Source organism: Yersinia fenwicki (genome assembly GCF_043099325.1).
GTDB lineage: Bacteria > Pseudomonadota > Gammaproteobacteria > Enterobacterales > Enterobacteriaceae > Yersinia.
This window is the reverse complement of sequence record NZ_CP170755.1, coordinates 4,158,914-4,170,329: the sequence shown is the minus strand read 5'-3', so window position 1 is coordinate 4,170,329 and position 11,416 is coordinate 4,158,914. Positions and strand designations below refer to the sequence as shown.

Sequence of the window (11,416 nt, the reverse complement as noted above, 5' to 3'; positions counted from 1 at the left end):
AGAATGAAAGAACTCGTTTTACCTCTGCCCGATGAGGCAGCGACCGTTGCGTTAGGGGGCGATTTGGCTCATGCCTTCGAGGGTGCCAGCGTTATTTATCTATTCGGTGACTTAGGTGCCGGAAAAACCACTTTTAGCCGCGGCTTCCTCCAGGCCCTTGGCCATTCAGGGCATGTTAAAAGCCCCACTTATACCTTGGTTGAACCTTACGCCTTGACTCCAAGGCCGGTTTATCATTTTGACCTGTATCGTTTGGCTGACCCCGAAGAACTGGAGTTTATGGGCATTCGTGATTACTTCGATAAGCAGGCAATTTGTCTGGTGGAGTGGCCTCAGCAAGGCGCTGGGTTCTTGCCTCAGGCTGATGTCGAGCTACATTTAGCTTATCAGGCCGAAGGGCGAGAGGCCCGTCTGGTAGCTATTTCTGATGTGGGTGCTGATGTGCTGCGCCGTTTAGCTGCTGTGCAAGGATAATTTGATAATGACGCATAGCTTGACGCTACTAAATTGTTTAACGCAAATAAATGGTTTAACGCAAAAAACGCGCTGGAAACGTTCATTTACCGCTGTCATGTTGGTTATTGTGGGGCTGTTTACCCTACCTTCTGTATTTGCCGCGAAGCTAACTGATATTAAAGTGAATAACGGCCCGACGGAAAGCCGGGTAACGCTCAGTTTTGATGGGCAGCCAGTTTATGCATTTTTCTCTTTAAACTCGCCTGAGCGGGTGGTGTTTGATGTGCGTCAAAGTGGCAATCTTTCCGGATTACCGCTGGAGTTCAGTGGCCAGAATCTGCTGAAAAGAATCCGCTCCAGTACTCCGAAAGATGCGCAAAGCACCCGTCTGGTACTGGAACTGACACAAAAAGCCAAAACGCGCGCTGTGACTCAGCAGTCAGGTAACAATTACACCGTCGTGATGACTATGTCTGCGGCAGCCAGCGCCCCTGTTCGGCAAACGCAACCGACTTTAAGCCAAAATCAAAATAATGTAAGCCAGAACAATGCGCCACTGAATCAAACTAATACGCCCAGCCCGAATGCTGGACGTTTAACCTCACAGGCGGCACCTCGGGTCACTAGCGCCAATACAAATTCAGTGGCTAAAAACCCCTTTAACAACAAACCAACCGTGGTGGTGAGCAGCGAAAGCGTCACGACGAATACTTCGCGTCCGATTAAAACCTCCAGTGCGGCGAACAGCTCCCGTGTGGTGGTCGCTATTGATGCCGGTCACGGTGGTCAGGATCCCGGAGCTATTGGGCAAAATGGCCTGAAAGAGAAGAATGTCACTATTGCTATTGCCCGTCGGCTAGAAGCTCTGCTTAACAGTGACCCAATGTTTAAACCCGTGTTGACCCGTAATGGCGACTATTTCATCTCGGTCATGGGCCGTTCCGATGTGGCGCGTAAGCAGGGTGCTAACGTGTTGGTCTCTGTCCATGCTGATGCGGCACCTAACCGTAGCGCAACCGGGGCGTCGGTTTGGGTCTTGTCGAACCGCCGCGCCAACAGTGAAATGGGTAACTGGCTGGAGCAGCATGAGAAGCAATCTGAACTACTTGGCGGTGCTGGTGATGTATTGGCCAATACCGCTTCTGACCCTTATTTGAGTCAGGCTGTTCTTGATCTGCAATTTGGTCACTCACAGCGGGTGGGCTATGACGTAGCCACCAAAGTTCTCAATGAGCTGCAAAGAGTGGGTGACATTCATAAACGTCGACCGGAACATGCCAGTCTTGGAGTGTTGCGTTCACCGGATATTCCGTCATTGTTAGTGGAAACCGGCTTTATCAGTAACAGTACGGAGGAGCGGCTGCTTGGCAGTAGCGCGTATCAGGAGAAAATTGCTCAAGCCATTTATAAAGGTTTGCGCAGTTATTTCCTCGCGCATCCGCTACAAGCCGACCCAAAGGTCGAAAACCGCCCGCTCATTGAAACGGCGGCGGTTGATTCTTCTTCACAACGTTCAGGTGTTAGTCAGCCAGAGCCGGTTGTCAGTAGTGCGCAAAGTGGCAGAGCATCTGCTGCCAAGCCGGCAGCGGTAGATGTCGTTACGAAAAATAGAAGCCAGATTCATAAAGTGCAACGCGGGGAAACTTTATCCGGTATTGCCAGTCAGTACGGCGTCAGCATGGCAGTATTGCGGCAAAATAACACACTGAAAAATGATGTGGTCTGGGTGGGGCAGCGTTTGAAAGTCCCTGCGTCGGGTGCAACAGTCGCGGCCACCATGCCAAAAACCGTGGCTAAAGCAAAATCGAGCAAAAGCCAGCCGGTTAAGCATCAGGTAAAACGCGGTGATACGCTGTCGGCTATTGCAGCCAGATATGGTGTGTCGATGAGTGAGATTGAGCGGGCGAATAAGATAAAGTCAGGTAATGTCCAACTTGGGCAAACACTGACTATTCCACAGTCGTAAGCGAAAGGAACTGCTATGCCAATTCAGATTCTGCCACCACAGCTTGCTAACCAAATTGCCGCCGGTGAAGTGGTAGAGCGGCCTGCGTCGGTGGTGAAAGAGTTGGTGGAAAATAGTCTGGATGCAGGTGCCAGCAGGATTGATATTGATATCGAACGTGGTGGCGCGAAACTGATTCGTATCCGTGATAATGGCTGTGGTATTGGTAAAGACGATTTGGCATTAGCACTGGCGCGCCATGCGACCAGTAAAATTAGTTCGCTGGAAGATTTGGAAGCTATCCTCAGTATGGGGTTTCGCGGCGAGGCATTAGCCAGTATCAGTTCAGTCTCGCGTCTGATTTTGACATCACGCACGGCTGAACAAAATGAAGCCTGGCAGGCTTATGCCGAAGGGCGCGATATGGCCGTGACCATCAAACCTGCGGCTCATCCGGTCGGTAGTACTCTGGAAGTGTTGGATCTATTTTATAACACGCCCGCCCGCCGTAAATTTATGCGGACTGAGAAAACTGAGTTTGGTCATATTGATGAAGTGGTGCGGCGCATTGCACTGGCGCGCTTTGATGTAGCCATCAATCTCAGCCATAACGGTAAGTTGATGCGTCAATATCGCGCAGCCCCTGATCCTTCCCAACATGAACGCCGGTTGGCGAGTATCTGTGGCCCGGCATTTTTGCAGCATGCGCTGGCGATTTCCTGGCAGCATGGCGATTTGACGATTCGCGGTTGGGTCGCTGATCCTGCCGCCAGCCGCACACTGAGTGAAATGCAATATTGCTACGTCAATAGCCGTATGATGCGCGACCGGCTGATCAATCATGCAATCCGCCAGGCTTATCAAGATTTACTCAAAGACGACCAGCAGCCTGCCTATGTATTGTATCTGGATATTGACCCACATCAGGTCGATGTGAATGTGCATCCGGCTAAGCATGAAGTGCGTTTCCATCAGGCGCGGCTGGTGCATGACTTTATTTATCAAGCGGTCACCACGGTATTACAGCAAACAGCGACTCCGGTGCTGAACATTAATGAAGATGGCGAAGAGATTGAGGCTCCGCGCTGGCAGCCAGAAAATCGCGTGGCGGCAGGGGTTAATAAATATGCACAACCGGAGCCGGCGACAAGCGCGCCAGTTGTACGAACGTTGTCTCCTGAGCGAACCGCTACCACTGAGCGCTCAATAGCCCGCGAACGAACTCCCACTTATCACACGGGCGAACCTTACCAAAAACAGCAAGGTGAGTTATATCGTCAACTGGTACAGCCAGCCATAGTGAATAAACCGGCGGCAGTCAGTCAACCTTCGGCCGCGACAGCTCCAGTAGCGCGTCAGATATCGACTGATGAGCCACTGCATGGCGATAATTACAGTTTTGGCCGGGTGTTCACCGTATTTCCACCTTGCTATGCTCTTATTGAATATAAGCAGGGCATAGCATTACTTGAACTGACAGTGGCCGAGCGTTGGTTAAAACAAGCTCAATTGAATCCGCCTGCCGAGGGGCTACGTCCTCAGCCATTACTTATTCCATTAAAACTGACATTAGATAAAAATGAGGCGACCGCCTGCCAGCGTCATCAGAAGTTGTTAGCGACCATGGGGATAGAATTGGCCGTTGAGCACACAAGAGCGACTTTACGTGCAGTATCTTTACCATTACGCCAACAAAATTTACAAAAACTGATACCGGAACTGTTAGGCTATCTGTCGCAACATGAAGAGATATCGCCAGATGCTCTCGCCACATGGATTTCTCGCCATCTAGGTAGCGAACATGAGGTATGGAATGTGTCTCAAGCGATACAGTTATTGACGGATGTTGAACGTCTTTGCCCGCAGTTGGTGAAATCACCGCCAGCGGGGCTATTACAACCTATTGATATAAAGGCCGCATTGGCAACCTTGAAACATGAATGATATTGAAAATCTAGACCAGCCACCGGCAATCTTTATTATGGGACCAACTGCCTCGGGTAAAACAGCGCTCTCCATTGCACTGAGACAGCGGCTACCTGTCGAGCTTGTTAGCGTCGACTCAGCCCTGATTTATCGCGGTATGGATATCGGCACGGCGAAACCCAGTGCCGCGGAACTGGCATTAGCACCACATCGGTTAATTGATATTCGCGATCCAGCAGAATCATACTCTGCCGCCGATTTCCGTAAAGATGCATTAAAAGAGATGGCCGACATTACCGCCGCTGGGCGTATTCCGCTGCTGGTGGGGGGGACTATGTTGTACTTTAAAGCGCTGTTGGATGGATTATCTCCATTGCCGTCAGCAGACCCGGAAGTGCGCCAGCGTATTGAACAGCAGGCAGCGGAACTGGGTTGGGAAGTTTTACATCAGCAACTGGCTGAGATCGATCCCGTTGCTGCGGCGCGAATTCATCCTAATGATCCCCAACGGCTCTCCAGAGCACTGGAAGTTTTTTTTATTTCAGGTAAAACTCTAACAGAACTGACTAAAATTTCAGGTGAAACCTTACCGTATCGGGTTCACCAATTTGCGATTGCGCCTGTTAGCCGGGAACTGTTGCACCAGCGGATTGAGTTACGTTTTCATCAGATGCTGGATGCAGGGTTTGAAACAGAGGCTAGGGCGCTTTTTGACCGTGGTGATTTGCATACGGATATGCCAGCCATTCGTTGTGTGGGATATCGGCAGATGTGGTCTTATCTGTCTGGTGAGATTGATTACGACGAAATGGTTTACCGCGGAATCTGTGCGACACGTCAACTGGCAAAGCGCCAAATGACCTGGTTGCGGGGCTGGGGTTCAGTCCAGTGGCTCGACAGTGATAAGCCGGGAGAGGCTTTAGACTCTGTAATACAGGTTGTTAGTGCATAGGTTGAATGATTGTGTACAATTGATTAGTACTCAACGCGCGGATTTTTTTACGCAGTTTATTTTCGAGCCGATAGGTTCTTAGTTAATAACAACAAGCAAATAAGGAAAATATAGAATGGCTAAGGGGCAATCTTTGCAAGATCCGTTCCTGAACGCATTGCGTCGTGAACGGGTTCCGGTTTCTATTTATTTAGTGAATGGCATTAAACTGCAGGGCCAAGTTGAGTCTTTTGATCAGTTTGTCATTCTGTTAAAAAACACAGTCAGCCAGATGGTTTATAAGCACGCCATCTCTACTGTAGTGCCTTCTCGCCCGGTTTCGCATCACAGCAATAATCCGAGTGGTAGCACTAATAATTATCATGGTAGTAATCCATCTGCGCCGCAACAGCCGCAGCAGGATAGCGATGACGCTGAATAAAGCGCATTGCTGGTCAACCATGACGGGGAACATAAGCAACGGATTCGGGCTTATGTTCTCCGCACTAGCGGTTTTGATCCGTTTGAGAGGTTGCTCGTTTGTTTGACCGTTATGAAGGCGGTGAGCAGGCCGTACTGGTTCATATCTATTTCTCGCAAGACAAAAACTCAGAGGATCTGCGTGAGTTCGAAGCGCTGGTATCTTCTGCGGGCGTAGAAGCTTTGCAAATTGTGACGGGTAGTCGCAAAGCACCGCATCCTAAGTTTTTTGTGGGCGAGGGAAAGGCAGTAGAAATTGCTGACGCAGTGAAAGCCAGTGGTGCGTCTGTTGTCCTGTTTGATCATGCCCTTTCCGCAGCGCAAGAGCGAAATCTTGAACGTTTGTGTGAGTGCCGGGTTATTGATCGGACTGGCCTGATTTTAGATATTTTTGCCCAACGGGCCCGTACCCATGAAGGTAAATTACAGGTCGAATTAGCGCAATTGTGCCATATTGCGACTCGTTTGGTACGCGGCTGGACGCACCTTGAGCGTCAGAAAGGGGGGATTGGCCTAAGAGGGCCAGGTGAAACCCAGTTGGAGACCGACCGTCGTTTGCTGCGTGACCGTATCAGCTTGATTTTAAGCCGTTTGGAGCGCGTGGCAAAGCAGCGTGAGCAAGGGCGGCGCGCACGTACTCGCGCAGATATCCCGACAGTTTCTTTGGTGGGATATACCAACGCCGGTAAATCTAGCCTGTTTAATAAAATTACGGCAGCTGATGTCTATGCGGCTGACCAACTATTTGCCACGCTGGATCCCACTTTACGCCGCATTAATGTAGCTGATGTGGGCGATACAGTGTTGGCGGATACGGTAGGCTTTATCCGGCATTTTCCGCACGATCTGGTTGCTGCTTTTAAAGCAACATTACAAGAAACGCGGCAAGCCTCATTACTGCTACACATTATTGATGCAGCTGATCCTCGGGTAGCCGAGAATATGGCCGCAGTCGATTCTGTATTGGCAGAAATAGAAGCGGATGAAATTCCTACATTATTAGTAATGAATAAAATTGATTTGTTGGATGATTTCGTCCCGCGAATTGATCGCAACGAAGAAAATCTGCCAGTCAGAGTTTGGCTATCAGCCCAAACCGGCGCAGGTATCCCGTTGCTCTTTCAAGCGTTAACGGAGCGTCTTTCAGGTGAGAACGCACACTTTGAACTGCGTTTGCCGCCTCAGGCAGGCCGTTTACGTAGCCGTTTTTACCAGCTTCAGGCAATTGAAAAAGAGTGGATAGACGAGGACGGGAACGTCGGTATGGTGGTGAGAATGCCTATCGTTGATTGGCGTCGTCTCTGTAAACAAGAGCAGGAGTTGGTCAGTTATATTATTAGTGAACCAAGCTCGGTTAATTAATGAGTGACTTGACCTTTCTTGTGAGATTAAGAGCCAGCTTCTTTGGCATGTGCTCTTGGCCTGAAGAAAACCAATCATAGAAGAATGGAGCTAAAACATGGCGTGGAATCAGCCCGGTAATAACGGACAGGACCGCGATCCGTGGGGGAGCAGCAATAATAATGGCGGCAACTCTGGCGGAAATAACAATAATAAAGGTGGTCGTGACCAAGGGCCGCCGGATCTGGATGATATCTTCCGGAAACTGAGCAAAAAACTGAGTAGCCTCACGGGTAAAGGTGGCGGCAACGGTAATGGCGGCAATGATAACAATGGTGCGTCAAAAGGCCCTGGTTTCAGTGGCCGTATCGTTGGTATCGCTGTAGTTGCGGTTGTGGTTATCTGGGCGGCAAGTGGTTTCTATACAATTAAAGAAGCTGAGCGCGGTGTTGTGACTCGCTTGGGTAAATTAAGCCACATTGTACAGCCTGGTTTGAACTGGAAACCGACCTTTATCGATGAAGTCACCCCGGTTAACGTCGAATCTGTGCGTGAATTGGCGGCATCTGGTGTCATGTTGACTTCTGATGAAAACGTCGTTCGCATCGAAATGAACGTGCAGTACCGTGTGACTGACCCGGCCGCTTACCTGTTTAGCGTGACTAATCCGGATGACAGTCTGCGTCAGGCTACTGATAGCGCAGTACGTGGTGTTATTGGTAAATACACCATGGACAAAATCCTCACTGAAGGCCGTACCATCGTTCGTAGCGATACTCAGCGTGTACTGGAAGAAACTATTCGTCCATACAACATGGGTATCACTCTGCTGGACGTTAACTTCCAGGCAGCACGTCCGCCGGAAGAAGTTAAAGCGGCATTTGATGATGCGATTGCTGCTCGTGAAAACGAACAACAGTATATTCGTGAAGCAGAAGCTTACACCAACGAAGTACAGCCTCGTGCTAATGGTCAGGCACAGCGTCTGTTAGAAGATGCTCGTGCTTATGCCGCGCGTAAAGTGTTGGAAGCGCAGGGTGAAGTTGCTGGTTTTGCGAAGTTGTTGCCTGAGTATAAGGCTGCACCGGAAATTACCCGTGAACGTCTGTACATCGAAACCATGGAGAAAGTCCTCGGTCATACCCGCAAAGTGCTGGCTAATGACAAAGGTAACAGTCTGATGGTGCTGCCACTGGATCAACTGATGCGTGGCCAAGGTGCAGATAAAGCAGATGGCAGTAAAGACACAAGTCTGATTCGTTTGAATCCGCCTTCCTCTGCTAATAGCAGCCAAGAGTCTGGTGCCAGTAACACAAGTACCAGCTCAAACAGTGGCTCTATCATGGATCAGCGCCGGGCGAATGCTCAGCGTGATACTTCCACTCGCGTAGGGAGAGAATAACCAATGCGTAAGTCTTTTTTACTTATCGTCGTTGTGGTGTTAGTCGCACTCTACGCTTCGCTGTTTGTGGTACAAGAAGGCCAACGCGGGATCGTACTGCGCTTTGGCAAGGTATTACGTGATAGTGATAACAAGCCTCTGGTGTATGCACCAGGCCTGCACTTCAAGATACCGTTTATCGAAACAGTGAAGACGTTGGATGCCCGTATTCAAACCATGGATAACCAGGCCGACCGTTTCGTGACCAACGAGAAGAAAGACCTGATTGTTGACTCATATTTGAAATGGCGTATCAGCGATTTTAGCCGTTACTATCTGGCCACAGGTGGTGGTGATGTTTCTCAGGCTGAAGTGCTGTTGAAACGTAAATTTAGTGACCGTTTGCGTTCTGAGATTGGTCGCCTGAATGTGCGCGACATCGTTACTGACTCACGTGGTCGTCTGACGTCTGATGTTCGTGATGCACTGAACACCGGTAGCGTGGGTGATGAGGCTGTTACCACCGAAGCTGATGATGCTATTGCCTCTGCGGCAGCGCGTGTTGAACAGGAAACCCGTGGCAAACAGCCAGCGGTTAACCCGAACAGCATGGCAGCGCTGGGGATTGAGGTTGTTGATGTGCGAATCAAGCAAATCAACTTACCGGCTGAAGTCTCTGACGCTATCTTCCAACGTATGCGTGCTGAACGTGAAGCGGTAGCCCGTCGTCACCGTTCACAAGGTCAGGAAGAAGCAGAAAAGTTGCGTGCAACAGCTGACTATGAAGTGACTCGTACCCTGGCAGAAGCAGAGCGTCAGGCGCGTATTACTCGTGGTGGCGGTGATGCCGAAGCGGCTCGTTTGTTTGCTGATGCATTCAGTAAAGACCCTGACTTCTATGCATTCATTCGTAGCTTGCGCGCGTATGAAAACAGCTTCAGCAGCGGTAACGATGTGATGGTTCTGAGCCCGGATAGCGATTTCTTCCGCTATATGAAATCGCCGGATAACTCTAGCAAACGTCCATAACGACTGCTGTGACAGACCGTTTTTGACCGTAACAGTAAGGCCCGTTCACGCGGGCCTTTTCTATTTGGGGCAATCCTTTTCATTTGATTGAGACAGAAAATGAATTCAACCATTTTATTAGCATTGGGTTTGGTTTTTGTGCTGGAAGGGCTTGGCCCGATGCTTTATCCCAAAGCCTGGCGCAAAATGATTCTGGCAATGACCCAATTACCGGATGCCACTTTACGTCGTTTTGGTGGAGGATTAGTGGTTGCTGGTGTCGTTATCTACTACATGTTGCGTAGCCGCATGGGTGGCTAAATGTAAGCACAAAAATTGTTCAGTTATGTGTTAAAAAGTACTGAAAGCAGCCGAGTGAGATGTTAGAATCCTTTTTTAAGCAACCTGGTGATTTTTGAGATGGGTAAGAACGTCGTCGTACTGGGCACCCAATGGGGTGACGAAGGTAAGGGCAAGGTCGTTGACCTGCTGACTGAACGGGCTAAATATGTTGTGCGCTATCAAGGTGGTCACAACGCTGGCCACACTTTGGTTATCAACGGTGAGAAAACCGTTCTTCATTTAATTCCCTCAGGTATTCTGCGTGAAAACGTAACCAGCATCATCGGCAACGGTGTTGTACTGGCACCTGACGCCTTAATGAAAGAGATGACAGACCTTGAAGCGCGCGGTGTGCCTGTACGTGAGCGACTGTTACTCTCCGAAGCATGCCCATTAATCCTGCCATATCATGTGGCTCTGGATAATGCGCGTGAAAAAGCACGTGGTGCAAAAGCAATTGGTACTACCGGTCGAGGTATCGGCCCTGCCTATGAAGATAAAGTTGCCCGCCGCGGTCTGCGCGTAGGTGATTTGTTCAACAAAGAAACCTTCGCCATCAAACTGAAAGAAATTGTGGATTACCACAACTTCCAGTTGGTGCACTACTACAAAGAAGAAGCGGTTGACTATCAAAAAGTGCTGGATGAAGTATTGGCTATCGCCGATATTCTGACCGCAATGGTAGTTGATGTTTCCGAATTGCTCGACAGTGCGCGTAAGCGTGGTGATTTCATGATGTTTGAAGGCGCTCAAGGCACCTTGCTCGACATCGACCACGGTACTTATCCCTACGTGACTTCGTCTAACACCACCGCGGGTGGCGTTGCTACAGGCTCTGGCCTTGGCCCACGTTATGTTGATTACGTTCTGGGTATTGTGAAAGCCTATTCCACTCGTGTTGGTGCAGGTCCATTCCCGACTGAACTGAACGATGAAACAGGTGAGTTCCTGCGTAAGCAAGGTAACGAATATGGCGCAACCACTGGCCGTAGCCGTCGTACCGGTTGGTTGGATATCGTTGCAGTACGTCGTGCTGTGCAGATCAACTCCTTGTCTGGCTTCTGCATGACCAAACTGGACGTGCTGGATGGTCTGAAAGAAGTGAAACTGTGTGTTGGCTACCGCATGCCAGATGGGCGCGAAGTTGATACCACTCCACTGGCTGCTGAAGGCTGGGAAGGTATTGAGCCAATCTACGAAACCATGCCAGGTTGGTCAGAAGTGACCTTTGGCGTAAAAGAACACAGTAAGTTGCCACAAGCAGCGCTCAACTACATCAAGCGCGTAGAAGAGCTGACAGGCGTTCCGGTTGATATCATCTCTACCGGCCCTGATCGTGAAGAAACCATGATCCTGCGCGACCCATTTGATGCATGATTCATTAGCAAATAGCTAAATAATCAGAATTCAGACGCTAATAAACCGGGCTTATGTCCGGTTTATTATTTAGGATATATACCCCGCGAACTTGGCGTTGCTGTCTGCAGAAGTGACCTCTGATAAGCCATTTTTATATCAAAAAACCCGCCCTTTATCTAAATGATTAGTCGCAAGCTTTGTGGCTGGTTTATCATTCAATCTATAAGTTTCTAAATAGCACTTAGAA

10 protein-coding genes are annotated in these 11,416 nt (G+C 49.5%); all 10 read left to right on the top strand.

The features are described from left to right. Nucleotides 1–3 precede the first annotated feature (3 nt). The 10 genes from tsaE (at nt 4) to ACF3VQ_RS18830 (ending at nt 11,187) form a co-directional block, all read left to right on the top strand. Nucleotides 4–474, top strand: a complete 471-nt coding sequence (gene tsaE, locus ACF3VQ_RS18875; RefSeq protein ID WP_392432521.1) for a tRNA (adenosine(37)-N6)-threonylcarbamoyltransferase complex ATPase subunit type 1 TsaE — start codon at nt 4–6, stop codon at nt 472–474. Between the two features lie 97 nt (nt 475–571). Next, complete coding sequence (gene amiB, locus ACF3VQ_RS18870; RefSeq protein WP_392435705.1) at nt 572–2,422, top strand: N-acetylmuramoyl-L-alanine amidase AmiB; 1,851 nt, start codon at nt 572–574, stop codon at nt 2,420–2,422. A 15-nt stretch (nt 2,423–2,437) separates the two neighbouring features. Continuing rightward, nucleotides 2,438–4,345 (top strand): DNA mismatch repair endonuclease MutL, encoded by a 1,908-nt coding sequence (gene mutL, locus ACF3VQ_RS18865; protein WP_392432520.1) that lies wholly within the window; start codon nt 2,438–2,440, stop codon nt 4,343–4,345. After that, nucleotides 4,338–5,279: a tRNA (adenosine(37)-N6)-dimethylallyltransferase MiaA gene (gene miaA, locus ACF3VQ_RS18860; protein ID WP_392432519.1), complete on the top strand. Its 942-nt coding sequence runs from the start codon at nt 4,338–4,340 to the stop codon at nt 5,277–5,279. Before mutL ends, miaA begins: the two co-directional genes overlap by 8 nt. Nucleotides 5,280–5,394: 115 nt before the next feature. Continuing rightward, a complete protein-coding gene (hfq, locus tag ACF3VQ_RS18855; protein WP_004392473.1) occupies nt 5,395–5,700 on the top strand; it encodes an RNA chaperone Hfq in 306 nt (101 codons plus the stop codon). 98 nt (nt 5,701–5,798) lie between these two features. Further along, nucleotides 5,799–7,100: a ribosome rescue GTPase HflX gene (gene hflX, locus ACF3VQ_RS18850; RefSeq protein ID WP_392432518.1), complete on the top strand. Its 1,302-nt coding sequence runs from the start codon at nt 5,799–5,801 to the stop codon at nt 7,098–7,100. A 97-nt stretch (nt 7,101–7,197) separates the two neighbouring features. Continuing rightward, a complete protein-coding gene (gene hflK, locus ACF3VQ_RS18845) occupies nt 7,198–8,481 on the top strand; it encodes an FtsH protease activity modulator HflK (RefSeq protein ID WP_392432517.1) in 1,284 nt (427 codons plus the stop codon). A 3-nt stretch (nt 8,482–8,484) separates the two neighbouring features. Beyond that, nucleotides 8,485–9,489, top strand: a complete 1,005-nt coding sequence (gene hflC / locus ACF3VQ_RS18840; RefSeq protein WP_005156425.1) for a protease modulator HflC — start codon at nt 8,485–8,487, stop codon at nt 9,487–9,489. Nucleotides 9,490–9,588: 99 nt separating this feature from the next. Further along, nucleotides 9,589–9,789: a DUF2065 domain-containing protein gene (locus ACF3VQ_RS18835; RefSeq protein WP_392432516.1), complete on the top strand. Its 201-nt coding sequence runs from the start codon at nt 9,589–9,591 to the stop codon at nt 9,787–9,789. 99 nt (nt 9,790–9,888) lie between these two features. Next, the gene (locus tag ACF3VQ_RS18830; protein ID WP_005175500.1) at nt 9,889–11,187 is read left to right on the top strand and encodes an adenylosuccinate synthase; all 1,299 of its coding nucleotides are present in this window, start codon (nt 9,889–9,891) and stop codon (nt 11,185–11,187) included. Nucleotides 11,188–11,416 lie beyond the last annotated feature (229 nt).